12 protein-coding genes and 1 tRNA gene are annotated in these 13,931 nt (G+C 53.6%); 5 read left to right on the top strand and 8 right to left on the bottom strand.

Translation table 11 applies throughout. From position 1 onward, the window contains the following. Window positions 1-702 precede the first annotated feature (702 nt). Window positions 703-1,572: a DUF362 domain-containing protein gene (locus IIY41_RS07165; protein WP_154521361.1), complete on the top strand. Its 870-nt coding sequence runs from the start codon at window positions 703-705 to the stop codon at window positions 1,570-1,572. A gap of 46 nt (window positions 1,573-1,618) precedes the next feature. After that, a complete protein-coding gene (locus tag IIY41_RS07170; RefSeq protein WP_154521358.1) occupies window positions 1,619-1,948 on the top strand; it encodes a carboxymuconolactone decarboxylase family protein in 330 nt (109 codons plus the stop codon). A gap of 77 nt (window positions 1,949-2,025) precedes the next feature. Here the strand turns inward: IIY41_RS07170 and IIY41_RS07175 are convergent, their stop codons facing one another. Then, on the bottom strand, window positions 2,026-2,607 hold the full coding sequence (locus IIY41_RS07175) for a CDP-alcohol phosphatidyltransferase family protein (RefSeq protein WP_009325573.1): 582 nt from the start codon (window positions 2,605-2,607) through the stop codon (window positions 2,026-2,028). Window positions 2,608-2,765: 158 nt separating this feature from the next. Here IIY41_RS07175 and IIY41_RS07180 point away from each other — a divergent pair, with 158 nt between their 5' ends. Next, window positions 2,766-3,527, top strand: a complete 762-nt coding sequence (locus IIY41_RS07180) for a DUF975 family protein (protein WP_287400190.1) — start codon at window positions 2,766-2,768, stop codon at window positions 3,525-3,527. Window positions 3,528-3,632: 105 nt separating this feature from the next. Here IIY41_RS07180 and IIY41_RS07185 read toward each other — a convergent pair whose 3' ends face one another. The 5 genes from IIY41_RS07185 to IIY41_RS07205 all read right to left on the bottom strand — a co-directional run bounded on the left by IIY41_RS07185 (window position 3,633) and on the right by IIY41_RS07205 (window position 10,006). Continuing rightward, window positions 3,633-4,439, bottom strand: coding sequence for an alpha/beta hydrolase (locus IIY41_RS07185; protein WP_009325571.1), 807 nt, complete (start codon window positions 4,437-4,439; stop codon window positions 3,633-3,635). Window positions 4,440-4,660: 221 nt separating this feature from the next. Beyond that, complete coding sequence (locus IIY41_RS07190) at window positions 4,661-7,027, bottom strand: glycoside hydrolase family 9 protein (RefSeq protein WP_287400191.1); 2,367 nt, start codon at window positions 7,025-7,027, stop codon at window positions 4,661-4,663. Window positions 7,028-7,287: 260 nt separating this feature from the next. Then, on the bottom strand, window positions 7,288-7,938 hold the full coding sequence (locus IIY41_RS07195; RefSeq protein ID WP_040910263.1) for an HAD family hydrolase: 651 nt from the start codon (window positions 7,936-7,938) through the stop codon (window positions 7,288-7,290). Window positions 7,939-7,951: 13 nt separating this feature from the next. After that, window positions 7,952-8,953, bottom strand: coding sequence for a 3-dehydro-L-gulonate 2-dehydrogenase (yiaK, locus tag IIY41_RS07200; RefSeq protein WP_009325567.1), 1,002 nt, complete (start codon window positions 8,951-8,953; stop codon window positions 7,952-7,954). A 165-nt stretch (window positions 8,954-9,118) separates the two neighbouring features. After that, entirely contained in the window at window positions 9,119-10,006 is an 888-nt protein-coding gene (locus IIY41_RS07205; RefSeq protein WP_058722661.1) for a DegV family protein, read from the bottom strand. A gap of 200 nt (window positions 10,007-10,206) precedes the next feature. On the opposite strand from IIY41_RS07205, the gene IIY41_RS07210 reads away from it, so the two are divergent. Then, window positions 10,207-10,280: transfer RNA gene (locus tag IIY41_RS07210), tRNA-Gly, on the top strand. 168 nt (window positions 10,281-10,448) lie between these two features. Then, complete coding sequence (gene pnuC, locus IIY41_RS07215; protein WP_243134012.1) at window positions 10,449-11,147, top strand: nicotinamide riboside transporter PnuC; 699 nt, start codon at window positions 10,449-10,451, stop codon at window positions 11,145-11,147. Between the two features lie 92 nt (window positions 11,148-11,239). Here the strand turns inward: pnuC and IIY41_RS07220 are convergent, their stop codons facing one another. Next, window positions 11,240-11,908: a metallophosphoesterase family protein gene (locus IIY41_RS07220; protein ID WP_009325564.1), complete on the bottom strand. Its 669-nt coding sequence runs from the start codon at window positions 11,906-11,908 to the stop codon at window positions 11,240-11,242. Continuing rightward, window positions 11,905-13,815, bottom strand: a complete 1,911-nt coding sequence (locus IIY41_RS07225) for a BMP family ABC transporter substrate-binding protein (protein ID WP_058722663.1) — start codon at window positions 13,813-13,815, stop codon at window positions 11,905-11,907. Before IIY41_RS07225 ends, IIY41_RS07220 begins: the two co-directional genes overlap by 4 nt. Window positions 13,816-13,931 lie beyond the last annotated feature (116 nt).

The raw sequence follows: 13,931 nt of genomic DNA on the forward strand, positions 1-13,931 counted from the left end.
CGTTTTCTTCTTGCGGTAGCTGTATTCGATGTCCGTAAATGTTTCCTGCTTCATTTCCTTGTTCCTCCATCGTTTTGATGGTGTTATTTTACCATCTCTCGCGCATGCGCGGTAGCCCGGATTAAATCAGAGATTCCTTAACAACAATATCCCAAAAATATTTCAAAACAACTATTGACTTCGAGTCTGCTCCAAGGTGTATGCTCTTTTCAGCGGTTCAAATGGAGGTCTGCGATTGAAAGGAGAAATCTTCATGGATGCAAACCGAATGAAGCGGGAACTCGGCGGCGGCGCGGTTTTTCCCATCGGAGCTGAAAACACTGCCTACGCGCAATATTTTACGGGTGAATGCTATCTGAATATGCTTACAACCTCCGGCGTCGGCATCGGCGTTGTGACTTTTGCCCCCGGTACGATCAACGCCTGGCACATCCACCACAAGGGCGGACAGATCCTGCTTGTAACGGGGGACGCGGCTGGTATCAGGAGGACGGAAAACCGGCACGGGCACTGGCCGCCGGAGACGTTGTCAATATTCCCCCGGAGGTCAAGCATTGGCATGGCGCCGCCGTGGACTGCTGGTTCCAGCATCTGGCCGTGGAGGTCCCCGCAGAAGGCGCATCCAATGAGTGGCGGAATTCCTGCCTACAGAAGATTATGCCTCATTATAACGCATTTTTCATGGAAAGGAGCGGAAGCTATATGGCGAAAGCAAGGGTATATTTTACACGGGAGATCACACCACAGGCGATGGACCGTCTCTATGACGCGCTCGGCATCCGGCTGAGCGGAAAGACCGCAGTGAAAATCTCTACCGGAGAGCCGGGCGGACATAACTTTTTGCAGCCCGCGTTGATCGGTCCGCTGACAGAACGTCTGCACGGCACCATCGTTGAGTGCAATACCGCTTACGAAGGCCGGAGGAACACCACACAGGAGCATTGGAAGGCCATTCAGGAGAACGGTTTTTTGGATATCGCACCCTGTGACATCATGGATGAAACCGGCGAGCTGGCACTGCCTGTCACAAACGGTATGCATCTGCAGGAAAATTTTGTCGGAGCGCACCTGCGGAATTACGACTCTATGCTGGTTCTTTCTCACTTTAAGGGCCACATGATGGGAGGCTTCGGCGGCGCATTGAAAAATATTTCCATCGGCATCGCCTCTGCTCACGGCAAAGCACATATTCACGGTGTGGGTGTTCCAGAGGAGCTATGGACGGCCGATCACAACTCTTTTCTGGAGTGCATGGCCGACGCGGCCAAATCCGTTGTAGAATATCTGGGGCGGCGGAACATGGCTTTTATCAATGTTGCCAACCGCCTTTCCGTGGACTGTGACTGCGACGCGCACCCACACGAACCGGAAATGGCCGACATAGGCGTCTTTGCCTCTCTGGACCCCGTAGCGTTGGACCAGGCCTGTGTGGACGCGGTATATGCCTCCCCTGACCCCGGAAAAGCCGCGCTCATCGAACGCATGGAATCCCGCAACGGTATCCACACGGTTGAAACAGCTTGTGCGCTGGGCATAGGCGTCCGGGAATACGAATTGATTTATCTGGATTGAGCTCATGGACCATTTTCGGATTTCGAAAAAACAAAAGGAGAAAAGTATGATTGAAAAAATAACGGCAGGACGGGACGCCATGGGCGTTTTTGCACCAAAATTCGCAGAACTGAACGACGATGTGCTGTTCGGGCAGGTCTGGGCGCGAGAGGAACAGCTTTCCGCCCGCGACCGCAGCATCGTCACAGTGACGGCTCTGATGGCCAGCGGAATTCTCGACAGTTCTCTGCAGCATCATATTCAGAACGCAAAAAAACACGGCGTAACGGCTGTGGAAATGGCCGAGCTTCTCACCCACGCTGCTTTTTACGCAGGCTGGCCCAAGGCCTGGGCCGCACTGCGCATGGCGAAGGAAATCTACGGCACGGCAGACTGAACAGCACGTCCGTGTGCAAAAGCCAGGCATTCCTTATAAGGAATGCCTGGCTTTTTGAATATCCGCCGTCGGAATATTTACTTTTCTCCCGCGTCCGCCTTCGCCTCCCGGTTCATCTTCACGAAAACCGGAATATACATCGCAAGCGTAAAAGCCATGACCGCGCCGCAGACGGCAATGAGTATATCCGCCACTGTCGGTGGGATGCTCACCCATAGAATGAGCGTGACCGTCACCAGATAGAATACAAAGGTACACACCTTGCCGAACCATTTTGCGCCGTCCAATTTTTTGCCGCGCCGCAGCATCACCAGCCCCGCCACAGCCATAAAGCCTTCCTTAAGTACATACAGCACTACAAGCGCAGCGACCCAGCGATACCGTGTCATCAGGCAGAGCACCACAGCGCCCTCCGTCAGCTTGTCCGCCACAGGGTCCAGCAAAATGCCCAACTCCGTAATCTGGTTGAAACGCCGCGCGATTTTACCATCGAACAAGTCTGTGAAGCCGGATATCCCCAGTACCACAGCCGCCCGAAAAAACTCGGGGGGCGTTTCCGCTTTAAAGTACAGATACACAAACAAAGGGATCAGCAGAATGCGGAAATAGCTGAGGATGTTCGGGATAGTGAACATCTCCCGCAAGGTCGGTTTTTTCATGTCGGATGCTCCTTCACAAGAGATTGCTTTCAGCGCACGGGCCGCGGCTGCATATATAAATTACGAGCCTGTGCAATATTTTTCTTCATGGTTTGACGCAGCGCCGGTAAAGCCCTATAATGGGGTGTATCCCAAAAGATTTGAGGAGGTTTTGTTTCATGTGGACGCGTGATCTTTTAAAAATGAACGCCAAGCAGGTGCTGCGCAACAACTACTGGATGGCGCTGCTCGTCGCCTTCGTGGCTTCCCTGCTCGCGGGGGGCTCTTCCAACATAGGCCCCACACTGACATTTAATTATACCACAGGTTCCGATCATTACAACTATCAATACGGATATGGCCCTGCCGTACTGCCCTATTTCGGCGCTGTGGCCGCCGCCGCATTCGGCTTCGCGCTCATTGCAATGGTGGTTGGCGTTCTCTTTTCCGTGTTTGTCAGCAATCCTGTGACAGTCGGCAAGTGCCGCTATTTTATGGAGAGCCGGGTGGGCAACGCTCCGTTCTCGTCGCTGTTCTCCGCGTTCGGCGGCCCAGCTTACCGCAACGTGGTGAAAGTGATGTTTATGAAAAATCTGTTTATTTTCCTGTGGAGCCTGCTGTTTGTGATCCCCGGCATCTATAAAGCATACCAATACCGCATGGTGGATTACCTGATGGCGGAAAATCCTTACATGACCTACCAGCGTGCGCTGGAGCTCAGCCGCCAGATGACAGATGGCGAGAAGTTCAATATTTTCATTCTGGAGCTCTCGTTCTTCGGTTGGCTTTTTCTGGGAGCGCTTGCCTGTGGTATTGGGGTGTTCTTCGTGAATCCTTACATTGAAGCCACGTTTGCCGAACTGTATGCGGCGCTGCGCGCAAAAGCGTTTGCAACCGGTATGACGGACGCTTCCGAGCTGAGTGATTTTATGCGATACTGACAGCACTTCTTCATCTTTCATATGCTCCGCAAGACAAGAAGGGACGGCCCGCAGGCCGTCCCTTCTTTGCATTTCTGTTCCGTACCGCCGTTTTGCCTTCACCCGTTACAGGCGGCGGCGCATCCAGCGCAATGTATCTGAAATGACCTCGTCGCGGCAATATTCGTTGAATATCTCATGATACAGTCCGCCGTATATCTTCATCTGCCTGTCCGTCGAAGACGCGGCCGCAAAAAAATCATAGGTGTCCTGCACGCTCACCAATCCATCCTTCTCGCCATGCAGCATCAGAACCGGATAGGTGAAATCCTTCACTGCGGTTTTGAACCACGCCACACCGTCACAGATGGCATAGCATAGGCCTGTGGTAAATGTTTGAGTATTGTACGGATCCTTGCCGTACCAATCCACGACCTCCGGAACAGAGCATACTCCCGCCCCCAGCTCATTCGGCAGCTTCTGGTGCGGCTCCAGTCCTTTGGGCACGCCGGAAATCAGCCCCGCATTGTCCTGGGTGAGCGCGCCGCTGGTGATGATACCGCGCAGATTTTTGTTCGGGTATTTTGCGCCGTACAGCGCCACGGCAAACCCGCCCATACTGTGCCCCAACAGAAATACCGGCAACGCCGAATTTTCGCTGACAGCCATATCGACCACAACGTTTACGTCGTCCAAAAGCTGATTGAAATCGTCGTAATAAGTGCGTTCACCCTCTGAGCGGCCATGGCCGCGATGGTCGAAGCGGTAGGTGCCGAATCCCATTTCATGCATCTTTTCCGCCAGGTAATCGTAACGTCCCTGATGCTCGCACAGGCCGTGCACGATCACGCACACAGCGCGGCAGTCCATATCCACTTCCTTGTTTACAAACAGCTTCGTCCCATCAAACGACAAAACCATATTTTCCGCCATTTTTCTCTCCTCCGTTTCGTTGGGAACCTTGCTGCTTTCAGCATACGGGATTATGAAAAAATTATCAATGTGGAGAATGAACAAAAAAGAGGTCGTTTTCTTGGCACGGACACTTTTATCATGCTGCACCGGAAGAAAAGCTTCAGGAGGCATAGCAGCCACGCAACATCCCATGGCAACACGGTCCAGCGCCCTTTTCCGCCCCAAATGGCATCCCGCAGTTACAGCATGGCGATCAACCACATCATGCGGCAGGTTGTGTGTACCCAAACCTCCTTATATGTCGCATTGTTTTGCATCGGATAGAACGGTTGATCTTCGTTTTCAAAGGTCTCGAACCCTACTGGTACCGCGCCTACAAGCTGCGGGGACATCGGCGCATAAAGAGGATGATAATCGTGTCCCTCCCCATACATACTGCTGACAGCAAAGGGATTGCAGCCGAGAATCCATTCCATCTGACGAACCGCGACCTGCTTGATTTCTCTGTCGTTTAACGCACGCGCCAGCTCCATAGCTGCAAGGGCTCTGCCCATCAGCGTAGCATGGAACCCGCGGAACTGATAAGCAACGGGAAAAACACGCAGATAAAAGCGGTCGTTCAGCCGGATGCCGTTTCTCACCTGAGCATTGTATTCTTCAAGACTCGGCGCTCCGGCGGCACGGGTGCCTTCATGCGTTATCGTCGAAAAATCCGTATTGTCCAGTTCATATATACCGTTGGGCAGCAACCCGTAAGGGACCATGCGTGAAGTGAGCGCTACATATTCCCGATAAAGTTCCAAAGAGTTTTTCCAGCGGGCTGCGTCCTCATGCTCTGGAGCCAAGCGATACAGCATAGCGAATGCTTTGATCGGCGCATGCTCGTAAGAACGATGATAATAGGTCTGGATTCGCTCATGCGTTTCATTCTCATAGAAATAGCCTCTTAATGGGATAGAAAAACTGGGGTCTACCGCGGATGCCTGACATGCCATCAGAATTCTTGCAAAGGAAACGCCACGGGAAAGGTATTCAGTTTCTCCAAACGCTTCATATAACTCCATAGCTGAGATTGCAGCTTGAGCGTTCATCTGAAGCTGCGTATAGCGCGCCCCTGCCGACTCGTTGTCCCGAGACTGATGCATTGCGGCCAGAGCAAATGAAAAATCCTCTTTGGCACAGCGGGCGCACCAATCTGCGAATCTCGGATCTTCATCCCGGAAAAGGGCGATTGCTTTGGCGCACACGCCCGCAATCATAAAGTTATCGAAAGGGCGGTTGCCGGAATCGGCATTGATATCATCCAAGGTCCCCTGAATGTTGTCGCTCCAAAAGCCGATGACTGTTCCGTTGTGTCGGTATCCATCGCCCCAGCGGGTGCGCATCAGCCAGTTCAATCCCCAGCGGGCTTCTTCTTTGGCACGCTGCGACAGTTCCGGTTGGGCCTCCCTCTCGGCGATTGCCAATTCCAGCATGGCGAAAACCGATTCGGCCGTATTGATGGCCGCCTGCGTCAAATCGCCCGCGTCATGCCACCCCCCACAGACCGGGAGCCGCCTCCCGTCCGGATGGACGCTCATAACATCCATGTGGCACTCTGTATGGATTCCGGGTACGTCAAAGCCACAACGTTCTGAAAAGAAAAAGTTCAGTGTTTTCCATGCGGCCGGGATATAGGCGTCCCTTCCGATACGGAAAGGACGGCTCTTCTTTCCATCCACTTCAAGAGTATACCACCCTTCCGCTTTCACCGGGGAAAAATCCATTTGCCGGAGTCCATTCGCCTGAGGGACACAATTGCCTTGGAACGTCACTTCGCCGCTGCTGTTTCGCAGATAAAACATCCCTGAACCGGATTGCGCGTAAGCCTGTTTGACCGCTTCCGGACGGTAGCCGCTGTGGCAATAAGCAATTGCATTCGCACGCAGGTCAAACCCTTTATAATGATCTGCTTCCACCTGCTCCAGACACATATTATCCACATAGACCGTTATGCCCTGCGGCGCAGGCACCGGAGTGCGGTGTGCATGGATTGCCAGAGAAATACCTGTGACAAAATCGCGATAGACATAAGGGAATTCCCAAACGACATGCTGCCACTCTCCGTGTGGGATTCCCAATGTATGCGTGCCTTCAAACCGACCCGGGAGCGGCATGATATGCTTTCCCTGATTATGTATAGAAAGCTCCATGAAGTTATTCGCAATCGCCGGTGAATCGACATAGATCCAAAGTGAAATACGGTTAAACCTCTCCAAATTTTCGCCAGGAAGCAGGCGCATCATGGTCGTGACCGAAAATGCGCGGTTGCTGGGATGTCTGCGGCAACCATCCGTAGGCACATCCAGCCTTATGCTGCCTTTGCCGGAAATGGTATGCTTTTTTTCAAAGCTCATAACTCCGGGGCCTTGCAGCCTCACATTATCCGAATCCAGCGGCAGAGCGCGGGAGTCTAATACAGGCTTTGCCAGCCATCGTGCCTCCGCACACTCTTCCAGATCTTTCTCCATTCCCTGCCTGAAGCAGCGGCTGTTCTCCAATTGTCTTTTCATCTGTCCAAGCATTTTTGCTCCTCCTATCACATTCAATAAGGCTTTGCCGTCCACACGGAGCTACACGCCTTATACATTCCTATACGCTTGTTTCCAGGCAAGATCTATGCAAATACCACGAATTCTTACACGAATTCATTTTTCACTGTGCATTATATCATTCATCGGTTTTTAATATAGTATGATTTTTCTTCAGCCGTAAGCGGACACGATCCATATTGCAGAACAAAAAGACGGTGCTGCAACCGCCGCACCGTCTTTAAATATTTAAAAATCAAAATTCTGTTGTTTTCAGGCTATCGCTGCCGCATGCCTTACAGGCATTCCAAAAGAGGGATCACATCCGCAAGCGTCGCCGCGCGGGCCGCCCACAGCCCTTCGCTTTCCGGCGGGATGGGAGTGATATCAGGCACAACGACAGCCTTACAGCCCGCAGCCCTTGCCGCCCGCAGTCCGTTGGGGCTGTCCTCCAGCACCAGACACTCCTCTGCGGGTACGCCCAGTGCCTTTGCTGCCGCCAAAAAGATATCCGGTGCCGGTTTTGCATGTGCCACCTCGTCGCCGCACACCGCAGCTTCAAAAAAGCCGTCTACGCCTGCCATTTTTAAATAGAGCAGCGCCTTTTCCCGCACAGTGGCCGTTGCCAAAGCCGCAGGGATGCCCACAGCCCGCAAATGCTCCAGAAGCTGCCGCAGGCCGGGCTTCACCGGCAGCCCATCCCGCGCGATGGCCTCATCTGCGTACGCCACACGCAGTGCACGCAATGCATCATAGTCCACCTCCGGGCCCAAGCGTTCCAGATACATCGCACGGCTGTCAGCCACACTCATGCCGCGGCCCGCCGCGATCACCTCGTCGGGCAGTTCTAGCCCCAGCACCTGAGCTCCATACTTCCAACCCCGATGGCCGATGCGCTCCGTGTCGAACATCAATCCGTCCATATCAAATAAAACTCCGCGTATCACAGCTTCCCGCCTTTCACATCTTTTGTACCGCTTCCCATATCTCCCGGATCACAGGGATTCCCTTGCATCTGTTTTCCCGGATGTTCCGCAGCGAAAGCTCGCCGGGATAAACTGTCTGTCCGCCTTCCTCAACCGGCTCAGAGGCCTTCACATCTGCCAGAATCGCGTCCACGATGGCGTCCGTCTGCTGTGCCGTATTGAATTTTTGGGGATCGATGGCGATCATGACCTGTGTCAGACCCACTTCATCACCGAATGTTCCGATCTTCTGCACCGAATTGCCTGCCGAGAGCACCGTGGCGATGAGGTCCAGCACGATGGAAAGTCCGCTGCCCTTCCAATACCCCATGGGCAGTACGCGCCCCGTCTTTTCAATCTCAGCCGGGTCGCGCGTCAGTTCCCCTTTTGTATCGTAACCGCCCGGCACGGGCAGCTGCACGCCCCGCAGCCGACAGTCCTCGATCTTTCCGTAAGAAAACTGGGATACCGCGCAGTCCAGCACAACATGCTCGCCGTTGGAGCGAGGCACCGCCAAAACGAACGGGTTGTTTCCAATCCTGCGGTCTTTCCCTCCCCATGCGGGCATATTGGGCATTGTGTTGGACCAGCAGATGCCGATGAAGCCTCTGTCTGCTGCCAGCCAGCCATAAGTACCGCCGCGCAGCCAGTGGTTGTTGTTTCCCAGCGCCACCAGACCGACGCCGTTCTCTTTTGCCAACACACAGGCGCGTTCCATCGCACGCCGGGCGTTCAGCGGGCCAAAGCCTCTATGGCCGTCCCAGCGTTCCAGCACGCCGGCACGCAGTTCACAGGTCGCGCGGGCGCGGGGATCTATCTCCCCTTTGTCCAAATAACGGACGATGCGAGGGAAACGGTTTAACCCATGTGAATATACGCCCGCAAGGCTGTTTTGAGCAAAAATATCCGCCGCATCCGCCGCGTCCTGCGCCGCAAAGCCCTTTTTTTCAAGCACACGGGCAAATTCCCGCGCCATTTCCTCATAAGCGACTCTCATACGTATCCCCCTTTACCAGCCGGCTCACAATGGGCTGGTACTACTTTGCACATGACGTTTCTGCAGCGGTGCCAAACCGGCCAATCACAAAACAGAGCCCGCGCCCGCCTCGAAAGAGACGCAGTGCGGGCTCTCTTTTACGATTTGGCCGGCAGCCGCCCCGTTTTATTCCTTGCGCTCGGAGCCCCAAAAGAACAGGGCCACCGTGCCGGGACCGGTATGGCTGCCGATGGTAGTACCCACGTGATTGATTTCCACTTTACCGTTCAGCTTGGGGAACTTCTGTTCCACCAGGTCGGCCACTGCGCGGGCGTCCTCATAACAGGCGGAATTAGAAATATAGCACTTTCCATTGTAATTCGTCCCGCCGTCGGCAAACTGTTCCATCCGGGAAACGATCTCTTTGATAACGGCTTTCTTTCCACGTATCTTGGAACGCGGAATCAAACGGCCCTGGTCATCCATATTCAGCAGCGGACAGATATTGAGCACCGTACCGAACCATCCGGACGCCTTCGAAATACGCCCGCCTTTCACATAGAACGTGAGATCTGTCGAAAAAAACCAGTGGTGCAGACGCAGACGGTTGGCCAGCGCCCATTCATATACAGAATCTACATCTTCACCTTTATCTCTTAAGTCTGCCAGACGGTCCATCAGCAGGCCGTAACCTGACGAAGCGCCCAGAGAATCTACAATATAGATTTTCCGATCCGGGTATTTTTGCAGAAGTTCTTCCCGCGCCACACAGGCGGAATTGTATACGCCCGAGATACCCGAGGAAAGCGTGACATGCAGAATATCTTTTCCCTGTTCCAAAAACGGCGTGAAATAAGCAGTAAATTCCTCTACGTTTACCTGGGACGTCTGCGTCTCGGCTCCGTCTGCCATCGCTTGGTAAAACTGATCGAACGGCATGGACTTGCCCAAGTCGTCGGCGTACTGTTTCCCATTTAGGGAATAGTGAAAACAGATATAATGGATATCTCGTGCCGCAAAGTGCTCTGCCGTAAGATCTGCGGTGGAACAGCAGCTCAAAACAAAATCGTTCATAAAACCCCTCCCTTTCCAGCGCCTCCGCCATGCACCCTCACCGGGTGTGCCTGCGGATACTTTTCTTTATTACTATACCATTATTTCCCACAAAATGCAATTCAAACAAAAAGATGCGATTTTACGAACAAATCCCCTCTTGACAAAACATCTGAAAACCGCTTATAATATATAAGCTGATTTAAATAAACAATTATCCTGCAGATGTAGTTTAGTGGTAGAACTCCAGCCTTCCAAGCTGGTCGTGTGGGTTCGATTCCCATCATCTGCTCCAAAAGGCAGCATCTGCGGATGCTGCTTTTTTCCGAAATTGCGCGGCACAAGCAGCCGCTTTCATATGTGAATATCACTGCCACCGGGTAGGAATGCAATTCGCATTCGTTTGTACATCGTTAGGTCTGAGAAGATGTGCATGCGAATGCTTATTTTTTTTGGAGGTTGTATGAAAAAAATTGAAGAACTGCGCCGCTATTTCACCAAGGGCGAGCGAGCGCTGTGGTTTGGTTCCGTATTTGTGATCATTGCGGCTTTTTATTTTTTCGACCGCAGCAATTATTTCACGCTTTTTGCTTCGCTGCTCGGCGTCACATCCCTCATTTTTAACGCAAAGGGAAATCCGTTCGGTCAACTTCTTATGATTCTTTTCAGCCTGCTTTACGGAATCATTTCTTTCACCTTTTCCTATTATGGAGAAATGCTTACTTATGTAGGTATGACTATGCCGATGGCGGTGTTCGCTCTTATTTCCTGGTTGAAAAACCCGTTTAACGGGAACCGGATGGAAGTCAGCGTCAATCACCTGGCCCGAACAGAATGGCGTTTTATGTATCTGGCGGCAATTCTTGTCACTGCGCTTTTTTACTTCATACTGGGGTATTTTCAAACGGCCAACTTAGTCCCGAGCACCCTTTCTGTAACGACAAGCTTCATCGCGGTGTATCTTACCTATAAAAGAAGTCCTTATTATGCGCTCGGGTACGCGGCCAACGACATCGTTCTCATTGTTTTATGGATTTTGGCTGCCCGTCAAAATACATCCTATCTGTCCGTCGTGGTATGCTTTACGGCCTTTCTCGTCAATGATATCTACGGCTTTATCAACTGGTGCAGAATGGGAGAACGGCAGTCTGAAAGCGTGTAAAGGCATCGATAGCACACAAGCCCCCTATAAAAGAGCCCGGCCCCAAGCGGCGCATTACTGCGCCTGTGCATTTGGGAGCCGGGCTCTTGCTTTCATTTGCTTTTCCAGAACAGCTTGGGCACCAAAAGAGAACCGAACGGCCGCTGCGGAGGCGCCGGCGGAGCCTCCGGCGTTTCCAGCTCGAACGTATACCGCTCGTAGGCATTGATCACCTGTGTTTCCCCACACTGCGCACAGCGTGGGATGCGGCCGTAGTTGAGGTGAACGTGTCCATGCACAAAGTACTTCGGCTGAAACTGTCCCAGCATGGCGTTGAAACAGTCAAAACCCATATGTGCGGGGTCTTCTCCGTCGTTGCAGCCGCGGACAGGCGCATGGGCAACGATGATATCTACCCCGCCCATACGGCGTATTTTGGAGGACAGCCGTGCAACACGGCGTTCCATTTCCCTCTGTGTATATTGAAACGGCCCCGGCTTGTACCGCACTGAGCCGCCCAGCCCGGCGATGCGCACGCCGTTCACCTCGTAAACCGTGTCTTCGATGCAGGTGCAGCCTTCCGGCGGCCTGCGCTGGTAGTCCGTATCATGGTTGCCGTGTACATACAGCAGCGGCGCGTGGGTAAACGTTGCCAAAAGTGTGAGATAACTCGCCTTCAGGTCGCCGCAGGAAAGGATCAGATCCACTCCCTCCAGCTTTTCCGGCTGAAAATAATCCCAGAGATATTTTGATTCCACATCGGAAATTGCCAGAATCTTCACACCTGTGCCTCCTTGTAAATTCCCTGGAGGCGCACCAGCGGCTTCGCCTCCTCAATGAGGTCGTCAAAGGCCGGGATATGGCCTTCCACATTTTCCGCCAGCCAGTCCATGCGCAGAATCTCCTCCGGCTCCATCTGTTTGTCTTCGGCCTGTATCATCACGCCGCCCTGGGCGTACAGTTCTCCTTCGAACGGGACGATCGTGCCCGAGCACAGGCCTTTGTGAAGGATCGCGGCAAGGCGCTTCGTCCCGCGGGGCAGGCTGCGGCTTTGCAGCACGTCTATCATTCCCGAGGCCATGCCCCACCAGTAATTGACCGCACGGCCCGCTTCGTTGCCCTCCAGCTTCCAGCGGCCATCCATGATGCCCCGCAGGATACGCTCGTAAAATTCTCCCCAATGCCAGAATGGCATTGCCAGAGGCACCGGCTCCTCCCCGTCCAAACGGTACAGGCCATAGTGCTTATCGCCCCGCGGCAGCCCTGCGTCCTGGCTGGAGATCAGCTCGACGCCGCGTTTTTCCAGCTCGCTCAGCGCGTCCACACCCTTTTCCCCGGTCCACATCAAATGAACCTTGGCACGCGGATTGGCCATCCTTGCGCCCAGCGCGAATGCATTGATGCCCGCGACCATCCCGTAAATGGGATAATTCGCAATGTATCCCACACGGTTATTGTCGGCCAGCGCACCCGCGATTGCCCCAACCAGAAATTTAGCCTCATAAATGCGGCCGTAATAGGTGCGCACACTGGGATGGTCCATATTCAGAGAGCAGTTGAGTATCTTTACCTCCGGATGACGGATGGCCGCACGCAGGCTGCATTCCATCAGCTTCGGCGTCGTGGTAAACAGCACGTCGTTTCCATCGGCAATGGCGCGCTCAATGACCTCGTCGTCGTTTTCACCCACCCGGATGTTGTCGTAGCCCTTGGTGAACACCCGCCCGGCAAGGACCTCATCCACATGACCGCGCCCGAATTCATGGGCATAGGTCCACGCGCTGGTATCCGCGCTTTTTTCATATAGGAAGGCCACATTCAAGCGGGACTGTTCCAGCGGCAAGATGCGGCTGATGAGCGGCGGCGCCTGCGTCGTAGGCTCCAGAGACAGCTCCACCGCTTCGTCCTGTGTGAGGGCCTCGATCTCGGACCACATCTTTTCCAGCTCTGCCGCCATCTCCCGGCCCGTTTTGTCCCTGATCGTCTCATAAGGATACACACCCACGAATTTCAAAAGCGCGTCCCCCACGGTAATAGGCAGCCGCGCGCCGCCGCAGCGGTGGAACGCATCCTCGAAATTGTAATATGCCGTCTGGAAGTCCCGCCGGTCTTCTTTGCTCCACGGCTGCCCCGGGCGGCTGTTGACCGCCTGGTCCATTGCCCGGAAGCGTCCCAGCTGGGAAAACCATAGATAATTGACCCCCGTCAGATCATAAAAATCCAGGAATTCATAATAGATCTTGTTTTCCTTGTCCTCTGAGCGGCGCGGCACGATACGCGTGACAGAGCCGGGAATGCTCATCGCCTCGTAGTATTTCATTACGCTGACACGCTTGTTGCCCTCTTCCACATAGAACTTGTTCATGTATTCGTAGGCCTTGATGGGGTCCCGGATGCCCACGGACAAGTGCGCGTCGCACAGCGCGTTCCATTTCTGGGCAAATTCAGTGTCCTCATCCAGAAGCGGCATGAAATTACCTGCAAATGCCGTTTTGCGCCCGGCCGTTTTCGTACCGACGATGGATGCCAAAGGGATATTTACAACGCCGAGCGGTTCTGTATATTCCACCGCGGTGTGCTCCAGGATCTCGTCCAGTGCCTGCAAATACGGGTAAGTCCCTTTCAGCACGCTCGACCGGAACTCTTTCTGTCCAAGGCGGAGCGCCTTGCGGTAATCTTCCTGTGCCATATCCATTGCCTCCTCTTGTGCTGGTCTCTTTTCTTTATATTATCCTTTTTGATGTGGGAATGCAATTATTTCCTCTTACACCTGGCCGCAAGACTGGCACAAGCGCTGAAAAAGTA

The organism is Ruthenibacterium sp. (assembly GCF_017421385.1).
Taxonomy (GTDB): Bacteria; Bacillota; Clostridia; order Oscillospirales; family Ruminococcaceae; genus Ruthenibacterium; species Ruthenibacterium lactatiformans.

Bases quoted from the DNA above. Each gene is read 5' to 3' on its own strand.
- IIY41_RS07165 (WP_154521361.1), top strand. From the start codon at position 703: ATGGCGAAAGCAAGGGTATATTTTACACGGGAGATCACACCACAGGCG.
- IIY41_RS07170 (WP_154521358.1), top strand. From the start codon at position 1,619: ATGATTGAAAAAATAACGGCAGGACGGGACGCCATGGGCGTTTTTGCA.
- IIY41_RS07175 (WP_009325573.1), bottom strand. From the start codon at position 2,607: ATGAAAAAACCGACCTTGCGGGAGATGTTCACTATCCCGAACATCCTC.
- IIY41_RS07180 (WP_287400190.1), top strand. From the start codon at position 2,766: ATGTGGACGCGTGATCTTTTAAAAATGAACGCCAAGCAGGTGCTGCGC.
- IIY41_RS07185 (WP_009325571.1), bottom strand. From the start codon at position 4,439: ATGGCGGAAAATATGGTTTTGTCGTTTGATGGGACGAAGCTGTTTGTA.
- yiaK (WP_009325567.1), bottom strand. From the start codon at position 8,953: ATGAGAGTCGCTTATGAGGAAATGGCGCGGGAATTTGCCCGTGTGCTT.
- IIY41_RS07205 (WP_058722661.1), bottom strand. From the start codon at position 10,006: ATGAACGATTTTGTTTTGAGCTGCTGTTCCACCGCAGATCTTACGGCA.
- pnuC (WP_243134012.1), top strand. From the start codon at position 10,449: ATGAAAAAAATTGAAGAACTGCGCCGCTATTTCACCAAGGGCGAGCGA.
- IIY41_RS07225 (WP_058722663.1), bottom strand. From the start codon at position 13,815: ATGGCACAGGAAGATTACCGCAAGGCGCTCCGCCTTGGACAGAAAGAG.